We start from the raw sequence: 19,622 nt of genomic DNA on the forward strand, positions 1-19,622 counted from the left end.
GATGAACATCATTGGACCGGATGCGCTGGTCTTCGGCGTCGATGACGTCGCTGCCTGCGCGCAATACCTGACCGACTACGGCCTGTCGCCGGCAGGCGAGGGGCGCTTCGAGGCGCTGGATGGCACCGCCATCGTCATCGCGCATCAGGACGACCCGGCGCTGCCGCCGACGCTGGGAACCGCGAGCATGTTGCGCAAGACGATCTACGGGGTCGCCGACGCCGCGGTGCTCGACGCCATTGCCGACGAACTGGGGCGCGACCGCGAGGTCCGCCGGCTGGCGGATGGTTCGATCGAGACCATCGACGACATGGGCTTCGTGCTCGGCTTCCAGGTCACCACGCGCAAGCCGCTCGACCTGCCTGCGGAGACGGTGAATGCACCGGGGGCGAAGGCCCGGCGCGGGGTCAATGTCGCGGGGGCGGACGAAGGCGCGCCGGCGCTGCCGCGGAGCCTCTCCCATGTGGTGTATTTCGTGCCCGATGTGGCCAGGGCCGAGGCCTTCTACACCCGCATCGGCTTCGTCTGCACCGACCGCTTCACCGGGGTCGGCCCTTTCCTGCGGCCGGCGGGCACGCTCGATCACCACACCCTGTTCCTGATCCAGACCCCGCCACACATGAAGGGGGTGGAGCACTTCACCTTCCACATGGGCGGGCCGACCGAAGTCATGCTCGCCGGGCACCGCCTGCTGAAGAAGGGCTACCAAACCTTCTGGGGGCCGGGCCGCCATATCTTCGGGTCGAACTGGTTCTGGTATTTCAACAGCCCGCTCGGCTGCCACGTCGAATACGACGCCGACATGGATCTGCACGACGAGCGCTGGGTTGCGCGCGAGGCGCCGATGGGCGCGGACGGGTCGCAGATCTTCCTGTTCCAGCCGCGCGACAAGTGGGCCCCGGGCGGACCGCCGCCTGCCGCCCGCTGAGCGTGCGACGATGCGTGCATCCATCCGCCTGTGCCACATCGACGAACTGCCCGAGGGCGGTGCGCGCGGCTTCGACCCTCTGGGCGAGGGCCGCGACACCCTCTTCGTGGTGCGCCGGCAGGGGTTGCACGCGTATCGCGACGCCTGCCCGCACTGGCAGAACGCGCCGATGGCATGGCGCAAGGATGCCTATCTCAGCGGAGATGGGCAGTACATCGTGTGCCACGCACACGGTGCCCGTTTCGAGATCGCGACCGGTCGCTGCGTGCTCGGCCCCTGTGTGGGGCAGTTGCTGGCCCCGGTCGCCCTGGTGCAGACAACAAGCGGCGAGATCCATCTCGCCCACGATAAGGAGGAGACACCCTCATGACTTCACCCGCGAAGAACATCCTGATCATCGGTGGCGGCTTTTCCGGCATGGCCGCCGCCATCCAGCTGCGCAAGCAGGGCCTGAACGTTGACCTGGTCGAGATCGATCCGGGCTGGCGTTCCTATGGCGCCGGCATCAGCCTCGGTGGTGCCACGCTGCGCGCGTTCCGCACGCTCGGCATCCTGGAGGCGTTCATGCGCGAGGGCAATGCCGCCGATGGCGTCGAGCTGTATCGACCGGATGGCGTGACCCTGGCGACCCTGCCGACCCCACGTATTGCGGGCCCGGACGTGCCCGGCGGTGGGGCGATCATGCGCCCGGTGCTCGCCCGCATCCTCGCCGAGGCGACCCGCGCTTCGGGTGCGGAGGTCCGTCTGGGCTGCACCTTCACCCGCCTCAAGCAGGACGCCGACGGCGTCGACGTCACGTTCACCGACGGCCAGCGTCGGCGCTACGACCTGGTGATCGGTGCCGATGGCCTGTATTCGAAGACACGGCAGGCCTTGCTTGCGGATGCCCCGGGTCCGCGCTACAGCGGCCAGGCGGTGTGGCGCGCGGTGCTGCCGCGGCCCGCGGAAGTCAAGACTGCGATGATGTGGGTGGGCGGCAAGGTGAAGCCCGGGGTCAACCCGGTGTCTGCGACCGAGATGTACATGTTCATCACCGAGAACCGCCCCGGCAACGAACGGGTGGATCCGGCAGACTTTCCCCGCCTGATGGCCGGGCTGCTCGACGAATTCCCCGCGCCGCTCTTGCGCAGCATCCGCGACAGCCTGAATGCGGATTCGCAGATCGTGTTCCGCCCGCTCGAAGGCTTGCTGGTGCCGCAGCCGTGGCATCGTGGCCGCGTCGTGCTGATCGGCGACACCGTGCATGCGACCACCCCGCACCTTGCCTCGGGTGCCTGCATCGGCATCGAGGATGCGATCGTGCTGGCCGAGGAGCTGGAGCGCGCGCCGGCGGTGGAGCAGGCCCTGCAGGCGTTCGGCGAACGGCGCTGGGAGCGGTGCCGCATGGTGGTGCACAACTCCGGGCGACTCGGCGAGATCGAGATCGCCGGCGGGGACAAGGAAGAGCACGGGCGAATCATGCGCGAGTCGCTGATGGCGCTTGCCGCGCCGATCTGAGCCGGAGACATGACGATGACGAACACCGAGCGCTGGCCCGGGCGTATCGCGCTGATGGTGGCGCACTGTGCCGGCATGGTGGACCTGGTGGCCCTGCCGGTGTGGGTGGGAACCCTGATCGCGCACTACGGCTTCGACCCCCAGCAGGCCGGCGGCCTGGCGACCCTGTTCCTGATCGGTGCCGTCGCCAGCAGCCTGTCCTTCGCACCGCGCTTTCATCGCATGCGCGGACGCATTGCCGCGCCGCTCGGGTTCGGAGTCGCTGCGCTGGCCTTTGCCGGCAACGCGCTGACCGACAGCTATGCGGTAATGGCGGCGCTGCATCTGGTGGCGGGGGTGGCGACCGCCTGCGGCTTGAGCTTCACCCACGGCACCATTGGCCGCAGCGCGCAGCCGCACCGGCTGTTCGCGGTGGTCGGCATCGCGCTCGGGGTGTTCGCGATCGTCTTTCTCGGCGCCACGCCGCAGCTGGTGGCCGCGCTTGGCGGCCCCGCCTTGTTCGTGGTGTTCGGAGCGGTGATGGCGGTTGCCGCGGTGGTGTGCGCGCTGGCATTCCCGGATCCGGAAAGAGCGTTCGAACACAAGGCGGAAGCACCCCTCGCCGGTCCGATCGAGCCCTCGGTGTGGTTCGCCGCCGTCGGCATCGCGTGCATGGGGCTGGTGCAGGCGATGATGTTCAGCTTTCTCGAGCGCATCGGCGCCGATCGTGGCTTCGGGCTCGAGGCCGTCACCGGCGTGCTCATCGCGCTGGGGGTGGTGAACCTCTTTCCTGCGGCACTGGCCGCGGTGTTCGAGCGGCGCCTGCCGCTGCGCAGCGTGGTGCTGATCGGCCCGCTGCTGCAGGGGATGCTGGCGATGACGATGGCGCAAAGCGAGAGCTTCGCCCCTTACGCCGGGGCGGCGATGTTCTACGCCGCGGTGATGATCTTCACCCACACCTTCGCCTTCGGGCTCATCGCCCGCCTGGACCGCAGCGGTCGGGTGCTCGCAGCCACGCCGGCGATGCTCATGCTCGGTGCTGCGATCGGGCCGATCTTCGGCGGCACGCTGGTCAAGCTGTCGGGCTACGCCAGCCTCGGCGTCGCGGCGGTGGTGATCGATGCGATTGCGATCTTCTGCTTCGCCCGTGCCTGCCGCCGTGCTGCGCCGAACGAACGCACTGCCTGAGGAGACCCTGGATGACATCCAAACGACAACGCCAGTTCATCGACCTGTCGATCTACCTGGAGAACGACGTGCTGTCCGATCCGCCGCCGCTGGCGCCGAAGATCACCTACCAGACGCACGCCGATACCCTGCCCGAGTTCATGGCCATGCTGCCCGGCACGAAGCCCGAGGACTACCCGGACGGCGAGGCGGCTGCCGCCGAATGGGTGACGCTGACGACCCATAACGGCACCCACCTCGACGCGCCTTACCATTTTCACTCGACCATGGATGCCAGGCTGGGCGGGAAGCGGCCGTCGATGACGATCGACGAGGTGCCGCTGGAGTGGTGCTTCCAGCCCGGCGTGAAGCTGGATTTTCGCCACCTTCCGGATGGCTACGTGGCCACCGCGGCCGACGTCGAGGCCGAGCTGCAACGCATCGGCTACACCCTGCAGCCACTGGACATCGTCGTCGTCAATACCCGTGCCGGCTCGCGCTACGGCCACGCCGACTTTCTCAAGGCCGGCTGCGGAATGGGCTATGAGGCGACCATGTACCTGCTCGAGCGTGGCGTGCGCCTGACCGGCACCGACGCCTGGAGCTGGGACGCACCCTTCTCCTACACCGCGCAGAGGGTGGCCGAGACCGGCAACAAGGCGCTGATCTGGGAAGGCCACAAGGCCGGGCGCGACATCGGCTACTGCCACCTCGAGAAACTGCACAACCTCGAGGCGCTGCCGTCGCACGGCTTCATCGTGAGCTGCTTCCCGCACAAGATCCGCGGCGCGTCCGCCGGATGGACGCGGGCGGTTGCGATTCTGGAGGGGTGATGCGCATGCGCATGGATTTCCGTCTGTCCAAGGTGATGGTACTGGTGTCGGCCGCCGCGGCGCTGGGTGCGTGCACGACGAGCGACACGGTCTCGTCTGAGGCCCCGGCGCGTCGGCCGAACATTCTCGTCATCGTTGCCGACGATCTCGGCTACTCGGACATCGGCGCCTTCGGGGGCGAGATCGCCACGCCACACCTCGATGCGCTCGCCGGCGCGGGGAGCCTGCTCACCAACTTCCACACTCAGGCGATCTGCTCGCCGACACGGGCCAGCCTGCTGTCGGGTGCCGATCATCATCTGGCCGGACTGGGCAACATGGCTGAGGTCGTCGGCATGGCGATCACGCGCGATACGCCGCTCGACGCGCCGTGGGGGCCATCGAACACCTATGACTTCGACAACATCCCCGCGGGCTACCACGGCCACCTGAGCCCGAATGCCTTGTCGATGGCCGAGTTGTTGCGCGATGGTGGCTACCATGCCTACATGGTGGGCAAGTGGCACCTCGGGTACGAAGTCGTCCGCCCCGATGACAAGGTGCGCACCTGGTACCGGATCAAACCGGACGCGACACCGCAGGCGCGCGGCTTCGAGCGCTCGTTCGCGCTGATGAACGGTGGCGCATCGCACTTTGCGCCGACGGTACCGCCGACGCCGCTCGACATCGTGACCTATGCCGAGGATGCGCGGCTGTTCCCGGCAAGCGAGCTGCCGCGGGATTTCTTCTCGACTGCAGCCTTTACCGACAAGCTGATCGGGTATATCGAAGCGGGCCGTCAGGATGGCAGGCCGTTCTTTGCCTATGCGGCCTACACGGCGCCGCATTGGCCGCTGCAGGCTCCGGCAGCCGATATCGCTGCGCAGAAGGGGCGCTACGACGACGGCTATGAAGCCATCCGCGAGCGTCGCCTGGCGCGCATGAAGGAGCTGGGGCTGATCCCTGCGTCCATGCAGCCGCATCCGGGCGTGCCCGGTCCGTCCGAAGGTAACCCCGGGGGGCCGAGGCGTTGGCACGAACTGACCGTTGAGGAGCGTGTGCGGGAGGCGCGCCTGATGGAGGTGTATGCCGCGATGGTGGCCAACCTCGACGCGCACATCGGACGTCTGGTCCAGTATCTCAAGGACATCGGTGAGTACGACAACACGCTGATCGTGTTCATGTCCGACAACGGTGCCGACGGTGCCCCACCGTATGCGCCACCGATCCCCGGTACGCAGATGAACAACGCGCTGGACAACATCGGCCGTCCCGCATCCGTGGTGGCCTATGGGCCGCGCTGGGCCGAGGTCAGCTCCACGCCGTTTCGCCTGTTCAAGGGGTTTGCCGGTGCGGAGGGTGGTACGGCGGCGCCACTGATCGTCAAGCTGCCGCACCAGGCAGGTGTTCGTCAGATCAGTGATACACGGGTACATGTCGTGGACATCCTGCCGACCGTGCTGGAAGCCACCGGAGTCATGAACCCGGGAGAGCGGTACCAAGGACGTACTGTGCATCCGATCGAAGGCGTGTCCCTGTTGGGCTCCCTGGGCGGGCGTGTCCCGGTAGCGTCTGCGCGCACGGACGACCGTGTGTTGGCGAGCGAGCTGATGGGCAACAGCTATGTCGTGAAGGGCAATTGGAAGCTGAGTCGGCAGGCTCCGCTCGTTTCTGCGCCTGTCATGCGGGGTGATCTGCCCTGGCAGTTGTTCAACCTGGCGACCGATCGGGGCGAGACGACCGACATGGCTGCCAGCCATCCCGCGCTTGCGGATGAGTTGCGTGCGGCCTACGACGCTTACGCCGCGCGCGCACGTCTGGTCGAGCACGCCCGTGCCTACAGCGGGCGTTGAGGGCAGGCTGATGCGTCGTGTGGCGTACGGTGTCCTCATCTCTGCGCTTGGCGGTATTTTCGTCTGGCATGAGCTGTCGCAGGCGGGGGACGAAAGGGGGCACCAGGCGCCGTTGGGCAACGAGCACACCTGTCATGCTTACGATGGACTGCCGGCGGGGTTTGGCGAGGATCAGCTTGCCGGAATGGTGAGGGTCCCGGCTGGCGAGTTCGAACCAGGCAGCCGCAAGGGCTATGCCGACGAGCGGCCTGCTGGCCGTGTACGTGTCTCCGCGTTCTGGATGGATCGTACCGAGGTGACCAATGCCCAGTTTGCGGCCTTCGTGGCGGCGACCGGATACGTCACCGAAGCCGAGCGCCAGGGGCGGGCGGCGGTATTTGTGGCACCTCCTGCTGGCAAAGCGATTGCGCCGGGCGGATGGTGGCTCCACGTGAATGGCGCCGACTGGCGTCATCCCGAGGGGCGGGGTCGCGCTGTCGCCGACCGTGCAAATGAACCGGTAGTCAATGTGACTTACGCCGACGCGATGGCCTATGCCCGTTGGCTGGGGCGGACGCTGCCGACCGAAGCGCAATGGGAGTGGGCGGCCCGTGCGGACGGGAGCATGGAGTTGCTCGAGCGTGAGCCGAGAGCGGACGACGGCCGCCCGGCAGCCAACTATTGGCAGGGCGTATTCCCGGATGTGAACACGCGGGAGGACGGATATGCGGGGCGCGCGCCCGTCGGGTGCTTTCCTGCCAATGGCTATGGCCTGCACGATTTGATCGGCAACGTCTGGGAATGGACCCGCGACCCCTACCGCGGCCCGCATCAGCCGCACGGCAACGGCGACCCGTCCGCTGTCCGCACCCCGGTGCCGGCCGCGGCGATGCATGTCATCAAGGGTGGCTCCTTTCTATGTGCCGCCGACTATTGCGTGCGCTATCGCGCGGCCGCGCGCCATCCCCACGACGTGACGCTCGGAACGACTCACGTGGGATTCCGGACCGTTGCACCTGCGTACTGATCGTGCGGGGGCGGCGCGGACCGAACTGACTTGCAAGGAGAAGGATATGGGCTTTTCGCAGATTCACCGCGTGGTCACCGGCCACGACGACAAGGGCAAGGCGATCATCGTCGCCGACGGTCCGCTGCCGACCGTGATCGAGATCGCCGCCATTCCCGGCACGGTCTTTCATGAAGTGTGGAGTACCGAAGGGACACCCGCGCCGGTCAACAACGGGCCGGACCCGACGCTCGGCGCCTTGACGCTGCCGCCGCCACGCTCGGGCACGCGCATCCGCTTTGTGGATATTCCGCCCGACACGGCCGATTACCTGGCACACGGAGCGGGCCGGATGAAGGAGGCGTTCTCGCAGATTGGCGACGCGGCGGCGTCCACGGTGAAGGCGGATTCACCGCATCCGCTGATGCACCGTACCGAGTCTGTTGATTATGGCGTGGTCATCGAAGGCGAGATGACGCTGGTGCTCGATGACAGCGAAGTGTTGCTCAAGCCCGGCAGCGTGGTCGTGCAGCGCGGTACCAACCACGCCTGGGCCAATCGCTCGGGCAAGCCATGTCGGATGCTGTTCGTGCTGGTGGATGGTTGCTACGACCCGGCCATTGCCGAGGCGCTCAAGGCATGAGCGGGGCGCTTTTCGATCTGAGTGGGAAGGTCGCGCTGGTGACCGGTGCCACCGGCGGTCTGGGGCAGTCGATCGTCGACGCGATGGCGGCACACGGCGCTACCGTGATCGTCTCCGATCGCGACGCAGCGCGCTGCCACGACGCGGTCGTGCGCCTGCGGATTGCAGGCCACGATGGCCATGCGATGGCCTGCGACATGGCAAGCCCCGCTTCGATCGATACCCTGGTCGATCTTGCCCTGGAGCAGTTTGGCCGCATTGATGTGCTGGTCTGCAACGCGGGCGTTCAGGGGCCCGCCGGCGCGATCGGCAATGCCACTGGTGAAGACTGGGAGCAGGTCATGGGCATCAACCTGCGTGCGCCGCTGCAGCTGAGTGCGCGCGTGCTGCCGGGGATGGCCGCGCGCGGTGGCGGTAGCGTGATCCTGATGTCGAGCATTGCCGGCTTGCGCGGCAACAAGGCGATCGGCCTGTATGGGCTGTCGAAGGCGGCGCTTGCCCAGCTGGCGCGCAACCTGGCGGTGGAGTGGGGGCCACAGGGGGTGCGGGTGAACGCGATCGCGCCGGGCCTGATCCGCACGCCGCTGGCCGAGACCTTGCTGGGCGATGCGACGTTCATGACGCGCAGGCTGGCGCTGACGCCACTGCGGCGGGTCGGCGAGCCCGAGGAGATTGCCGGGGTGGCGGTGATGCTCGCCAGCCGGGCAGGCGGCTTTATCACCGGACAGACCCTGGTCGTCGATGGCGGCACCGTCATCAGCGACGGTAACTGAAAACATGAGGAGACCCAGATGAAATTCGCCACTCTGCGTGATGGCACTGTCGACGGCCGCCTGCTGATCGTCTCGCGCGATCTGCAGCGTGCCGTCGATGCCAGCCGCATCGCCCCCGACCTGCTGAGCGCGCTGCAGCGCTGGGACGCGGTCGCTCCGGCGCTGCAGGACCTGTCCGCTTCCCTGAATGAAGGACGTGCGTCGGGCGCCATGCCCTTCGAGGCACAGCGCTGTGCCGCCCCCTTGCCGCGCAGTCCGCAGTGGTGCGACGCCTCGGCCTTCCTCAACCATGGCCGCTTGATGGAGCGCGCCTTCAACACCCAGCCGATTCCGGACTTCGACAGCGTGCCGGTGATGTACCAGGGCGCGAGCGACGACTTTCTCGGTCCATGCGACGACGTGGCGCTGCTGAGCGAAGCCGATGGCATCGACTTCGAGGGCGAGTTCGGCGTGGTGGTCGGCGCGGTGCCGATGGCCGCCGCCCCGCAGGAGGCGCTGGCATGCGTGCGCCTGATCGTGCAGATCAACGACTGGAGTCTGCGCGCGCTGGGGCCGCGCGAGATGAAGACCGGCTTCGGCTTCCTGCAGGCCAAGCCGTCGACCGCATTCGCCCCGGTGGCGGTAACACCGGACGAACTCGGTGTGGCCTGGCGCGATGGCCGGGTGCACATGCGCCTGCATGTGGCGTGGAACGGCCAGCGTTTCGGCGAGCCGCACGGTGGCGAGATGAACTTCGATTTCGGCAATCTGGTGGCCCACGCGGCGCGTACCCGCAAGCTGACTGCCGGCACCATCATCGGCTCGGGGACGGTGTCCAACACTGCCCGCAGCGCGGGCTCGGCCTGCATTGCCGAGCGGCGGGTCATCGAGATCATCGATGAAGGCGCCGCCAGAACGTCCTTCATGCGCTTCGGCGACCGGGTCAGGATGCAGGCACGCTTCGAGGATGGTCGCGAGGGTCCCTTCGGTGTCATCGAGCAGGGCGTGGTGAGGTATCCGCGGTGACGCGGGTGCTCGTGACCGGTGCAGACGGCTTCATCGGCCGGGTGCTGATGGAGCGTCTGCTGACCCGGGGCCTGGGCGGGCAGCCGGTCGACCAGCTGGTGGCGGTCGACCTGCACTTCGAGCGCGACGCAACGGACCCCCGGATTGAACAGTTGCGGGGCAGCCTGTGCGATGCCGCCTGCCTGGACCAGGCGTGCGCAGCGCCGCTCGATGCCGTGTTTCACCTCGCCAGCCTGCCAGGTGGCGCGGCCGAGGCAGACTACGAGCTGGGCCGGAGGGTGAATCTCGATGCCACCGTCGCCCTGCTCGAGGGGCTGCGCGGCCAGCCCGATCCGGCGCGCTTCGTCTATGCGAGCAGTATCGCCGTGTATGGCGATCCCTTGCCCGACCGGATCGACGAGGCGACCTTGCCCGCACCCGCGCTGAGCTACGGCGCGCACAAGCTCGCCTGCGAGGTATTGGTGGCCGATGCCAGTCGCCGGCGCTGGATCGAGGGCTGCGCCCTGCGCCTGCCCGGCGTGGTTGCGCGTCCGGGCGACGGTGCCGGGCTGATGTCGGCGTTCATGAGCCAGGTGTTCTGGTGCCTGGCGGCGCGCCAGCCGATCACGCTGCCGGTCTCGCCCGCTGGCGTCGCCTGGTGGATCTCGGTGCAGGCGTGTGTCGATAACCTGGTGCGGGCTGCGTGCATCGACCCGCAGCGGCTGCACCCGCGCCGCAGCTATCAGATGCCGGTGCTGCGGCTGACGATGGCCGAGGTGGTGGCCGCGTTGGCGGCGCGCTTCGGGGCCGACCCCGCGGCGCTGGTGCGTTATGTGCCGGAGCCGCTGGTCGAGCGCCTGTTCGCGCGCTACCCGCCGCTGGAGACGACGCAGGCCGAGGCCCTCGGGTTTCGACACGACGGCAGCGTCGACGCACTGATCTCGAATGCGCTGGCGGCTCATCCCGCGATGGACGCATGAAGCCCATCCGCACTCAGGTCGCGATTGTCGGCGCGGGGCCGGCGGGTTTGCTGCTGTCGCAACTCCTGCATCTCGAAGGCATCGAGTCGATCGTGCTCGAGCGCCAGTCGCGTAACGAGACCGAGTCGGCGTTGAAGGCCGGCGTGCTCGAGCAGGGCACGGTGGACCTGCTCAACGCGATCGGTGCCGGCGAGCGGATGATGAAGGAAGGGCTGCGCCAGGACAGCATCGTGCTGCGGGTGGACGGCGACGATGTGCGCATCGATCTCGCCGGCTACACCGGAGGCGGCGCGGTGCTGAGTTACGCCCAGCGTGATGTCATCAAGGATCTGCTCAGGTTGAGGCGGGCCAACGGCGGCGATATTCGTTTCAACGCCAATGTGGTGAATATTTCTGATCTCGATACCCGATTGCCCAAGATCCGTTATCGCGATCGTCAGGGGGAGGCCCACGAGATACATTGTGACTTCATCGCCGGCAGCGACGGTACCCGCGGAGTGTGCAGGCGCTCGGTTCCCGCAGGCGTGATGAAGGGCCAGGAGCAGCTCTACCCGCATGCCTGGTTCGGCGTCCTCTACAAGGCGCCGCACGCCTCGCGTGATCTGATCTATGCCGCGCACGCACGCGGCTTTGCGCTGGTGAGCACGCAGTCGCGCAACCTGCAGCGCCTGTTCTTCCAGTGCTCGCCGACCGAGCGCATCGAGGATTGGCCCGATGACCGCATCTGGGCCGAGCTCCAGCTCCGGCTGGCGACTGTCGACGGCTGGGAGCCGGAGCGGGCACCGATCGTGGACCGGACGGTGGTAGGCATGCGCAGCCTGGTGGTCGAGCCGATGCGGCATGGCCGACTGTTTCTCGCCGGTGACGCGGCACACGTGGTGCCACCAACCGGTGCCAAAGGCCTCAACCTCGCCGCTGCCGATGCCCGCCGGCTGGCGCAGGCGCTGACGCGCCACTACCGCGACGGTCGCGACGATCTGCTCGATACCTACTCGACGACCGCGCTCCAGCGGGTGCGCAGGATGGCCGGCTTTGCCGGATGGCTGACCTCGCTGCTGCACAAGCCAGCGGAGATCGACGAGCATGACTATCGATGCCAGCTTGCGGGCTTGAGAGCCAGGCTCGACGAGCCGGATCTGGCTGCGATGCTCGCGGAGCACTACGTCGGCCGGGCGGAGCCCTGAACGGCGCTCGCGGCGCCCGAGCGTGCCTGCGGACTTACTGCCGGGTGGCCTCGCCGGCGGGAAGGTGCGCGGCTTCGGCCTGATCCATGCGGATGACCGCGGCGTGGAACACGTTGCGCAGCCAGCTGAGCGCGGGGTCCAGGGTGCGGTACTTGTGCCATTGCATCGCCTGTTCCATCTGCGGGATGGGCAGCGGCGGTGCAAAGCACTTCAGTGGCAGTATGCGCTGAGCCTGACGCGCCAGTCGGCCATGAACGGTGGCGACGCGGTCGGTGCCGACGACGAGGAAAGGCACCGAGGTGAAATTGAATGAGGTCACCTCGACGTGGCGTGAGAGTCCGTAACGGTCCATGAACCAGGTTTCGAAAGAGGGCTGGCCCTCGGCCGGCAGCATCACCACGTGGCCCGCGTTGGCGTAGTCGTCCAGGCTCATCGTATCGCCGGTCCAGCGTCGGCTGTACTGCCACACCACACACTGGAAGGCCTCGGTGAACAGGGTTTCGAGCGGGTGCTCCTGCGAACAGTAGTTGCTTGGAATGACGAGCAGGTCGATCTCACCCCGCTCCAGCGCACGGTGCGGTTCCGCGCGCTGATGCAGCAACTGGAAACGGACCCCGGGTGCCTCCTGCTGGGCGAGTTCGAGCACGTGCGGAATGAGGGTCTGCAGCGAATAGTCCGACACAAACAGGCGGAATTCGCGGTCGGCTTGGGATGGGATGAAGTCCGGATGTGCCGCGATCGTCGTGTCGACGCGGACGAGCACGTCGCGCACCGCGTCCTTCAGGTGCTCGGCGCGCGGGGTCAGCTCCATCTTGCGCCCGACCTGGACCAGCAACTGATCGTCGAAGTAATCGCGCAGGCGGGCCAGCGCATTGCTCATCGCCGACTGGGTGAGGTGTACCCGCTCGGCGGCACGGCTGATGCTGCGCTCGGCCAGCATCGCGTCCAGCGCGACCAGCAGGTTCAGGTCGAGTTTCTTGAAGCGCATGTCAGGGCGATTTCCGGCATGCGGTGTGAGCGATGTGCGCACCGTGCCGCAAGGCAATTGGCGAATCGCAGCTTAGCCTTGATTGTATTTACCGCGCAAATAGAAAGAATTGTTCGAATCGGTTTCATGAAGTCATCAGATCGCCCTTACGCTGCTCGCGGCGGTCGCGTGGCCAGGTCCGACTCGTCCGGCTGAACCGGAACACCCACGACAGACAGCAACAGGAAGGAGACACATCCATGCGATTTCTCGCCAGATACTCGATCGGGGTCAAGCTGCTCGTGACGCCGGCCCTGGTGACCGGCCTGCTGGTTCTTCTCGCCGGGGCGGCCCATTACGGGCTGCGACTCCAGCATGCGGCATTGGAGCGCATCTACGAGACGCGCATCCAGCGCTTGCTTGCGACCAACTCGGGGCTCAACGACGTTCGCTCGGTGAATGAAGAGGTGTATGTCGTGCTCGCCGACTACCGCGACATGCTCGAGGCTGGAGGGAGCGACTTCGAGGACCTGAAGAGACAGGCCGACGCGATCCGCACCGGCCTGGAGCAGTCTCGCCAGAGCTTCGAGGCAGCCTCGGGACAGGCGGGACTGACCGCGGACGAGCGTGCTGCCTATCTGGACGTCCTGACCACCCTGACCGGCTTCCGCGATGCGCTCGAGCCTGCGTTGGAGATGGTCGCTGGTGCAGGGAGCGCGCAGCAGAATGTGCGCTCATCCATGACGGAAGCCTGGTTTGGCAACTTCCTCAATGCCGCGCGCAGACTGAATGACATCCAGCATCGCCTGAGCGGGGAGGATTACGAAGCGGCGAGGCAGATCGCCGCGTTCGGCAGCCGGTTTCTGGCCGGTGCCGCAGTGCTCGCGATCATCGTGGCGGTCGCCAGTGCGCTGGCGATCCGGGCCCAGATCGTGGGCTCGGTTCAAGGCATTCGGGATGCGGCGCAACGCCTGCAGGAAGGGGATTTCACCCAGCGGGTGGCGGTTGTCGGGCGCGACGAGGTGGCGCAAAGCGCCCAGGCCTTCAATCGGCTGGTGGACGGGATTCAGCAGCTCGTGCGGCAGGTGCTCGACGGGGCCGGCCAGCTCACCACCGCTGCGCGCAGTCTGGCCGCGGACGCACAAGCCGTCGAGCGCGGGGCCGACCGGCAGTCGCATGCAACCGAGGCGGTGCGGGCAACCGTCGAGGAGATGGCGGTGAGCATCACTGCCGTCGCCGACGGCACCGAGCAGGTGCGGGCGAACTCCCAGCGCAGCCTGCATGGCACCCAGGCGGGTCGCGTCGCGCTGACGCGGATGCGCGACGAGGCCGATCGGGTACAGGCCGCGTTCGTGGAGATCCAGTCATCGATCGAGGATTTCATCGAACGTACCGCCGCGATCTCCGAACTCACGAGCAAGGTGAAAGCGCTCGCCGGCCAGACCAATCTGCTGGCGCTCAACGCCGCCATCGAGGCGGCACGCGCGGGCGAGCAGGGGCGCGGCTTTGCGGTCGTGGCGGACGAGGTGCGCAAGCTTGCGGAGCACTCGACCGGGGCGGCCAGTCACATCGAGGAGGTCGCGGCAGGCCTGGGCGCACGCTCGGAAACGGTCGGGCAGTCGCTCCAGTCCGGCCACCGCTCCCTCGCCTCGACGCTGGAGCAGCTTGCCACCCTGCAGCAGGTGATCGCCGTAGCCGATGACGCGGTCGCGACGACAACGCAGGAGATCGACGATATTGCCGCCGCGGTCAATGCGCAAAGCCGGGGCAGTACCGAGGTGGCGAGCAATGTCGATGAGATTGCCCGCATGTGCGGGCAGAACGCGCGCGTGGTCATCGAGGCCGCCCGGGCTGCGGCACGACTGGAGCACCTTGCGACCGGGCTGGAGGCCTCGGTCGCGAAGTTCCGGGTTTGATCGAGGGCGGTCAAGTCTTTGATTCGTTGCGGATGTTGCAGGGTCGGCGGGGGTGCTGCCGTGGCGCGATCGTGATTGACAAGCGTGAAACCCGGTCATAAAGTAAACGTCGTTCACATTACAACGAAAGGAGACCCGAATGGCGTATCTGATGAACACCTGGTATGTGGCCGCGTGGGCAAACGAGATCGAACAGGGCGTGCCCTTCGCGCGGACCCTGCTGGACCTGCCGGTCGTGATGTTCCGGGACGGCGATGGCGTCGCTCATGCGCTGCTGGATCGCTGCCCGCACCGGTTTGTCCCGCTCTCGATGGGCAAGGTGTGTGACAACGGGCGCAGCCTGGAATGTGCCTATCATGGGCTCAGGTTCGATGGCAGCGGTGCCTGCGTGCACAATCCGCACGGCGATGGGCGGGTGCCGGCGGTGGCCCGGACGCGCAGCTTTCCGCTGCTTGAGCGTCACAGTTGTCTGTGGATCTGGTTCGGCGACCCCGCGCGCGCCGACCCTGCCTTGATCCCCGACTTCTCGTGCATGGATCCGGAACGCTGGCATGTCGGCAAGCGCTACCTGCATGTCAGGGCGAACTATGTGCTGGAGTCCGACAACATCCTCGACCTCTCCCATATCGAGTTCCTGCATCCGGGCACGCTTGGCAGCGATGCGGTCAAGCGGGCCGCCATCGACGTCAAGCAGACGGGCAACACCGTGTGGTCGTTGCGACAGACCTGCAACGAGTTGATGCCGGCCTTTCTCTATGACGCCTTTGGAATGCCCCAGGGCCTGCCAGTCGATCGGTGGATCGATGTCCGCTGGGATGCCCCTGCGTGCATGCTCCTGCATTCGGGCGCAACGCCCACCGGACGACCCCGCTCCGAGGGCCATGACGCGATGTTGCCCCACCTGTTCACGCCCGAGACCGCGCAGTCCACGCATTACTGGTTCGCGATCTCGATCCCGAAGGCCATGGGGGATGCGGGTGCCGCGATGGCCGAGGCGCATATCGATGCGCTGAAGGTTCCGTTCTCGACCGAGGATCTTCCCGTGCTCGAAGCGCAGCAGCGTGCCATCGGCAACGCAGAGTTCTGGTCGCTGAAGCCGGCTCTGATGGCGGGCGATGCACCCGCGGTGCGTGCTCGCAGGGTGCTGGACAAACTGATCGCTGCCGAGCAGGCGGAGCGCGAAGCACGCGCCTGAGCCGACCCCCGGTCGACACGCCCGCATGCCGTCCTGCTGTAGACTCGTGAGCGGTCGGCACGGCAGCGTGGCGGTCACCGGTCCGGACGATCCGCGACCGGATGCGAGCAGGGGTTCGGAGACGAGGAGCGGTGGTGGCGTGAGCAGCAAGGATCAGTATCATCATGGGAGTCTGCGGCAGGCGGCGCTCGAGGCTGCACGCGCCATCGTCTGCACGCGAGGGCACGATGCCGTCGCGATGCGCGACCTGGCGCAGCATCTCGGAGTGACGCCCGCCGCGCTCTATCGCCATTTTTCGAATCGCGGCGATCTGCTGATGGCGCTGGCGGAGGAGGGGCATCGGATCCTGTTCAGGAACCTTGAACGGATCTTTGCCGGGACGCCAGCTCCGCATGCGGGGCTGGAGGCCGCCATGTACGCGTTTCTCGCATTCTGCGAAGAGAGCCCGGGGCTGTTCCGGATGATGTATGACGACGAGGTGATCAAGGCGCCGGATGCCGAGCGGCGATTGCCCGCATTGGCAAAGACGTATCGCTTGCTGTTCCGCCAGTTTCGGCGTGCGCTGCCGGATGCGACACCGCGGCTTGTGCGACTTCGGATGATCTCGATGTGGTCGACGCTCTACGGGTTCGCGACCGTGCGTGCCCAGGGAAGCCTGATGTCCTACATGCGCGGGGGACTGACCTCGGCTGCCATCGAGCAGGCCGTCGTCGCGGCAGCGCTGGGGTTTCCAGCCGGAAGCTGAAATTGCGTTGCGCGCTGGCAAGCGGTCCTTGCTTGTCCGGATGTTTCACGGCGGTGACCACAACTTGGGCGCAGTGAGAATCCGGGCTCCCAAACAAAAAGGCCAACCACGGTCAAGTGATTGGCCCTTCTGATGAATGTTGGTTGCGGGGGCCCGATTCGATCGTTATTTCACCGAGCAAAAAAAAACCGGCTGCGCTAGTTCGGCAGTCAGCGCACCGTTTTCCGGGATAAGGCGGACTTCGCCGCCCACGATCTTGCCGATCGCCTCGCGTGCGCTGGTGATGTCCTCGACCCCTTCCAGTCTGGCCACCAGGTCGCGGTAGATCTCGCGGGCCCTGGGTAGGATCTGCGTCGGCTCGAAGCGCTCGATCGCGGTAAGCTCGGCCTGCGCGTCGGCGACCTGGCGCTCGGCCTCCATCAGTGCGGCCTTGGTGGTGGGGGTGATGATGCCAGCGCGGATCGCCGCCATCAGGTTGTCGAGCTCCTTGCGCGCGTGCGCGAGTTTCCGCTTTGCGACGCCCGGGTCAGGCTTGGCCTGCTTCAATAGCGCACCTGCCTCCGTTTCGAAGGCCCGGTAGGCCTCTTCCGAAAGTAGCGAGTCTTTGATGCCGGCCAGCAGTACCTTTTCGATGGTCGCGCGCCGCACCTTCAACCGGTTACCACACACCGACGGACCCCGGTTCTTGTGCGTTGCGCATCCGTAGTCCGTGCGCCCCTGGATCACGAACGCTCCACCACACTCACCGCACTTCAGGAGTCCGGAGAAAAGGTACTTCGGCGCACGTCCGCCAGAGCCCTTGCCGGCTTTCCGTTTCGCCGCGGTGTTACGCTTCATCTCCCGGGCGCGCGCCTCGCATGCTCTCCACAGCTCGTCGTCGACGATCTTAAGCTGGGGCGAGTCGATAATCACCCACTCCGACATCGGGCGCAGCGTGCGCCGGCGCCGACCGGTTGCCGGATCTTTGATCCAGGCGGTGCGGTTCCACACCTGGCGGCCGTTGTAGATGGGATTCCCGAGCATGCCCACGCCCTTGCTGTCGGGGTAGAGCGCAGAGTGCGCACAGGTGCCGCCGCGGGGGCTCGCAACGCCCCGACGGTTGAGCTCGTCGGCGAGCTGTCGTGGACTCGCGCCAGCGGCATAGCGCTCGAAGACGAAGTGGCCCCAGCGCGCCTGCTCCTCGTCGATGAGACGGCGGTTGCCATTGCCGTCGAATTCGCTTCGGTACCCATATGGCAGACCTCCCGTGCTGTAGCCCTCCAGCGCCTGGCCCATGAGGCCGCGGTGCGTCTTCTTCGCCAGATCGTCGAGGTACCACTCGCTCATCAACCCGCGAAGGCCCGTCTCGAGCTTGTAGCCGTCACGACTGGTGTCCGTTCCATCCGACACGCCAATGATGCGGATCCCGGAGAACTTGAGCCGGCGCACCGCTTGCGCGCTCTCAATGTGGTCCCGCGATAGGCGCGAGAGGTCATCGACCAGCAGCACATCGAAGGCACCAAGCTCGGCCGCCTCGAGCATGGCCTGGTACCCGGGACGATCACTGCGCGAACCTGAGATTGCCTGGTCCTGATAGAGGGCCGGGGCAAGCCAACCCACGCGCAGGCAATAGGCCTCGATGTTTCGGAGCTGGTCGCGGATCGAGGTCTCGCGCTGAGCGTCGGACGAGAATCGGCAGTAAGCGGCGGTTCGCATCTGAAATAGTCTATCGGGTTACCCGCTGGCTTTGAACGGCACGATTTGAACGCTCTGGCTCCATGCCGAGCGGCTTCTTGCGATGGGGTGTCAAATGGTCTCGAACAGCCTGCCGTGCGAGGAGGCGAATCAGGGCGAGGTGGGCAGGATTGAGCGCGCTCATCCGATTCACTCCTTCCGCGCCGGCAGCGATTTCGCCTCCGTCGCGTGCTCGAGGACGTTCTTTCCGCTCGGCGGCAGGCGCTGCTCCAGGAACGCTCTTCGGTGCGTGAGTGGGTGCGCGCCGACCCTCTGGAGCGGTGGAGCTCGTTTCAACGCCTCGATGTGACGGGTTTTTGCATTTTTCGGGGCGAGTGGCAGCGTTTTGTTCGCCGGGTGAGGTAGCGCTTTGTTGCAGACTCATTCGTCGACCCTCCCAGCAGCGTTGGCGCGGCGGCGCGTTCGGTGGCAACCGGCTTGACCCGACGTTCTCAACTCGGAGCTTCCATTGCCACGGAAGCTGCCGCTCGGCGTAGGTTGAATCACCTCATTGCTTGCGCAGCCGGGCTCTTGTCGGGTCGATGCAGCCAGGTTGAAGTGGTTGACGCGGCCGGAGGTCGCCCAACCAAAGTGGAATCGGTAGATCCGTCGAGCCCCGCCGGAACCGGTCGGGTTGTCGTCGCGCTTCATGTCACGCCCTCCTCGGTTCGACGTCGCCTCGGGTCGGCCTGGGGCCGAAGCTCGTAGTAGCGATCGATGAAGAGGTGCTTCGCCACGATAGGCGGAAGCGGCTGGAGCTTGAGCGACAACGGCCGCACCTGGCGGAGGGTGGGGCACATGCTGTCTTGCGGTCGCTCGAGGTCACGTTGTTCGGTGGCCCGAAGGATGAGGTCGGCGTCCTGGACCGAGGTAGGCAGGGTGCCCGAGACCCCGAACTTCGCCAGAATCGAAGCGGTGGTACGGCCGTTCATCTCGCTGCTCGCCACCAACTGCCTAAGCGCCTCCTCGATATCTAGCAGTAGGGCTGGCAGGGCGTCTTGAGGGGGCACCATCACGCTCGCGAGGTAATCGTGCTGCGCGACCGAGTAGAAGGTCTTCGTCTGGCCCGCAAAGCACCACGTGGTGGCCAAGACGTGGGCGACGTCTTCGATGCGCACACGATCGGCCGTCATGGTGGCCTGACCAAAGTCGGTCTGGGGGTGGGTACTGCGGTTGGCACGGGCGGCAATATGGCGCGCTGCCCGTAATCCAGGGTAATCGTGCTTCATGTCCTTCTCCTTGCTGATGTTCGTGGGTCCGGGCGCCGGCCTTCGATCCGATGAGAGACTCATGGATCGGCG

The 19,622-nt window shown here is 66.6% G+C and carries 19 protein-coding genes; 15 read left to right on the plus strand and 4 right to left on the minus strand.

What is annotated here, in order from left to right; genetic code table 11:
* The first annotated feature begins 1 nt into the window (after position 1).
* The 12 genes from AC3A35_RS10840 to AC3A35_RS10895 are packed head-to-tail and all read left to right on the plus strand — an operon-like array spanning position 2 to position 11,785.
* Positions 2–928: a VOC family protein gene (locus AC3A35_RS10840; RefSeq protein WP_487436087.1), complete on the plus strand. Its 927-nt coding sequence runs from the start codon at positions 2–4 to the stop codon at positions 926–928.
* Between the two features lie 10 nt (positions 929–938).
* Complete coding sequence (locus AC3A35_RS10845; RefSeq protein WP_487436088.1) at positions 939–1,298, plus strand: Rieske (2Fe-2S) protein; 360 nt, start codon at positions 939–941, stop codon at positions 1,296–1,298.
* The gene (locus AC3A35_RS10850; RefSeq protein WP_487436089.1) at positions 1,295–2,425 is read left to right on the plus strand and encodes an FAD-dependent oxidoreductase; all 1,131 of its coding nucleotides are present in this window, start codon (positions 1,295–1,297) and stop codon (positions 2,423–2,425) included. The genes AC3A35_RS10845 and AC3A35_RS10850 overlap by 4 nt, the downstream gene beginning before the upstream one ends.
* 9 nt (positions 2,426–2,434) lie before the next feature.
* On the plus strand, positions 2,435–3,592 hold the full coding sequence (locus AC3A35_RS10855; protein WP_487436090.1) for an MFS transporter: 1,158 nt from the start codon (positions 2,435–2,437) through the stop codon (positions 3,590–3,592).
* A gap of 11 nt (positions 3,593–3,603) precedes the next feature.
* Positions 3,604–4,404, plus strand: a complete 801-nt coding sequence (locus AC3A35_RS10860; protein WP_487436091.1) for a cyclase family protein — start codon at positions 3,604–3,606, stop codon at positions 4,402–4,404.
* Entirely contained in the window at positions 4,404–6,236 is a 1,833-nt protein-coding gene (locus AC3A35_RS10865; RefSeq protein WP_487436092.1) for an arylsulfatase, read from the plus strand. The genes AC3A35_RS10860 and AC3A35_RS10865 overlap by 1 nt, the downstream gene beginning before the upstream one ends.
* Positions 6,237–6,246: 10 nt before the next feature.
* On the plus strand, positions 6,247–7,242 hold the full coding sequence (locus AC3A35_RS10870; protein ID WP_487436093.1) for a formylglycine-generating enzyme family protein: 996 nt from the start codon (positions 6,247–6,249) through the stop codon (positions 7,240–7,242).
* Positions 7,243–7,288: 46 nt separating this feature from the next.
* The gene (locus AC3A35_RS10875) at positions 7,289–7,864 is read left to right on the plus strand and encodes a cupin domain-containing protein (RefSeq protein WP_487436094.1); all 576 of its coding nucleotides are present in this window, start codon (positions 7,289–7,291) and stop codon (positions 7,862–7,864) included.
* The gene (locus tag AC3A35_RS10880) at positions 7,861–8,637 is read left to right on the plus strand and encodes an SDR family NAD(P)-dependent oxidoreductase (RefSeq protein ID WP_487436096.1); all 777 of its coding nucleotides are present in this window, start codon (positions 7,861–7,863) and stop codon (positions 8,635–8,637) included. The genes AC3A35_RS10875 and AC3A35_RS10880 overlap by 4 nt, the downstream gene beginning before the upstream one ends.
* Before the next feature lie 18 nt (positions 8,638–8,655).
* Complete coding sequence (locus AC3A35_RS10885; RefSeq protein WP_487436097.1) at positions 8,656–9,642, plus strand: fumarylacetoacetate hydrolase family protein; 987 nt, start codon at positions 8,656–8,658, stop codon at positions 9,640–9,642.
* Positions 9,639–10,601, plus strand: a complete 963-nt coding sequence (locus AC3A35_RS10890; RefSeq protein ID WP_487436098.1) for an NAD-dependent epimerase/dehydratase family protein — start codon at positions 9,639–9,641, stop codon at positions 10,599–10,601. The genes AC3A35_RS10885 and AC3A35_RS10890 overlap by 4 nt, the downstream gene beginning before the upstream one ends.
* Positions 10,598–11,785 carry a 4-hydroxybenzoate 3-monooxygenase gene (locus AC3A35_RS10895; RefSeq protein ID WP_487436099.1) on the plus strand — a complete coding sequence of 396 codons (1,188 nt, stop codon included), beginning with the start codon at positions 10,598–10,600 and terminating at the stop codon, positions 11,783–11,785. Before AC3A35_RS10890 ends, AC3A35_RS10895 begins: the two co-directional genes overlap by 4 nt.
* Before the next feature lie 34 nt (positions 11,786–11,819).
* On the opposite strand, the gene AC3A35_RS10900 is transcribed toward AC3A35_RS10895, so the two are convergent.
* Positions 11,820–12,773 carry a LysR family transcriptional regulator gene (locus tag AC3A35_RS10900; RefSeq protein WP_487436100.1) on the minus strand — a complete coding sequence of 318 codons (954 nt, stop codon included), beginning with the start codon at positions 12,771–12,773 and terminating at the stop codon, positions 11,820–11,822.
* Positions 12,774–13,012: 239 nt separating this feature from the next.
* On the opposite strand from AC3A35_RS10900, the gene AC3A35_RS10905 reads away from it, so the two are divergent.
* The 3 genes from AC3A35_RS10905 to AC3A35_RS10915 all read left to right on the plus strand — a co-directional run bounded on the left by AC3A35_RS10905 (position 13,013) and on the right by AC3A35_RS10915 (position 16,608).
* On the plus strand, positions 13,013–14,668 hold the full coding sequence (locus AC3A35_RS10905; RefSeq protein ID WP_487436101.1) for a methyl-accepting chemotaxis protein: 1,656 nt from the start codon (positions 13,013–13,015) through the stop codon (positions 14,666–14,668).
* 139 nt (positions 14,669–14,807) lie between these two features.
* Positions 14,808–15,863 carry a Rieske 2Fe-2S domain-containing protein gene (locus tag AC3A35_RS10910; protein ID WP_487436102.1) on the plus strand — a complete coding sequence of 352 codons (1,056 nt, stop codon included), beginning with the start codon at positions 14,808–14,810 and terminating at the stop codon, positions 15,861–15,863.
* A 139-nt stretch (positions 15,864–16,002) separates the two neighbouring features.
* Positions 16,003–16,608, plus strand: coding sequence for a TetR/AcrR family transcriptional regulator (locus tag AC3A35_RS10915; RefSeq protein WP_487436103.1), 606 nt, complete (start codon positions 16,003–16,005; stop codon positions 16,606–16,608).
* Positions 16,609–16,773: 165 nt separating this feature from the next.
* On the opposite strand, the gene AC3A35_RS10920 is transcribed toward AC3A35_RS10915, so the two are convergent.
* The 3 genes from AC3A35_RS10920 to AC3A35_RS10930 form a co-directional block, all read right to left on the minus strand.
* Entirely contained in the window at positions 16,774–18,303 is a 1,530-nt protein-coding gene (locus AC3A35_RS10920) for a recombinase family protein (RefSeq protein ID WP_487436104.1), read from the minus strand.
* A 399-nt stretch (positions 18,304–18,702) separates the two neighbouring features.
* Positions 18,703–18,972 (minus strand): hypothetical protein, encoded by a 270-nt coding sequence (locus AC3A35_RS10925; RefSeq protein ID WP_487436105.1) that lies wholly within the window; start codon positions 18,970–18,972, stop codon positions 18,703–18,705.
* A complete protein-coding gene (locus AC3A35_RS10930; protein WP_487436106.1) occupies positions 18,969–19,550 on the minus strand; it encodes a hypothetical protein in 582 nt (193 codons plus the stop codon). Before AC3A35_RS10930 ends, AC3A35_RS10925 begins: the two co-directional genes overlap by 4 nt.
* Positions 19,551–19,622 lie beyond the last annotated feature (72 nt).

It is taken from the genome of Azoarcus sp. Soil_N_20, assembly GCF_057656155.1.

Excerpts from the sequence above, each read along its gene's own strand:
- AC3A35_RS10840 (WP_487436087.1), top strand. The coding sequence starts at position 2 with ATGAACATCATTGGACCGGATGCGCTGGTCTTCGGCGTCGATGACGTC.
- AC3A35_RS10845 (WP_487436088.1), top strand. The coding sequence starts at position 939 with ATGCGTGCATCCATCCGCCTGTGCCACATCGACGAACTGCCCGAGGGC.
- AC3A35_RS10850 (WP_487436089.1), top strand. The coding sequence starts at position 1,295 with ATGACTTCACCCGCGAAGAACATCCTGATCATCGGTGGCGGCTTTTCC.
- AC3A35_RS10855 (WP_487436090.1), top strand. The coding sequence starts at position 2,435 with ATGACGATGACGAACACCGAGCGCTGGCCCGGGCGTATCGCGCTGATG.
- AC3A35_RS10860 (WP_487436091.1), top strand. The coding sequence starts at position 3,604 with ATGACATCCAAACGACAACGCCAGTTCATCGACCTGTCGATCTACCTG.
- AC3A35_RS10865 (WP_487436092.1), top strand. The coding sequence starts at position 4,404 with ATGCGCATGCGCATGGATTTCCGTCTGTCCAAGGTGATGGTACTGGTG.
- AC3A35_RS10870 (WP_487436093.1), top strand. The coding sequence starts at position 6,247 with ATGCGTCGTGTGGCGTACGGTGTCCTCATCTCTGCGCTTGGCGGTATT.
- AC3A35_RS10875 (WP_487436094.1), top strand. The coding sequence starts at position 7,289 with ATGGGCTTTTCGCAGATTCACCGCGTGGTCACCGGCCACGACGACAAG.
- AC3A35_RS10880 (WP_487436096.1), top strand. The coding sequence starts at position 7,861 with ATGAGCGGGGCGCTTTTCGATCTGAGTGGGAAGGTCGCGCTGGTGACC.
- AC3A35_RS10885 (WP_487436097.1), top strand. The coding sequence starts at position 8,656 with ATGAAATTCGCCACTCTGCGTGATGGCACTGTCGACGGCCGCCTGCTG.
- AC3A35_RS10895 (WP_487436099.1), top strand. The coding sequence starts at position 10,598 with ATGAAGCCCATCCGCACTCAGGTCGCGATTGTCGGCGCGGGGCCGGCG.
- AC3A35_RS10900 (WP_487436100.1), bottom strand. The coding sequence starts at position 12,773 with ATGCGCTTCAAGAAACTCGACCTGAACCTGCTGGTCGCGCTGGACGCG.
- AC3A35_RS10905 (WP_487436101.1), top strand. The coding sequence starts at position 13,013 with ATGCGATTTCTCGCCAGATACTCGATCGGGGTCAAGCTGCTCGTGACG.
- AC3A35_RS10910 (WP_487436102.1), top strand. The coding sequence starts at position 14,808 with ATGGCGTATCTGATGAACACCTGGTATGTGGCCGCGTGGGCAAACGAG.
- AC3A35_RS10920 (WP_487436104.1), bottom strand. The coding sequence starts at position 18,303 with ATGCGAACCGCCGCTTACTGCCGATTCTCGTCCGACGCTCAGCGCGAG.
- AC3A35_RS10925 (WP_487436105.1), bottom strand. The coding sequence starts at position 18,972 with ATGAAGCGCGACGACAACCCGACCGGTTCCGGCGGGGCTCGACGGATC.
- AC3A35_RS10930 (WP_487436106.1), bottom strand. The coding sequence starts at position 19,550 with ATGAAGCACGATTACCCTGGATTACGGGCAGCGCGCCATATTGCCGCC.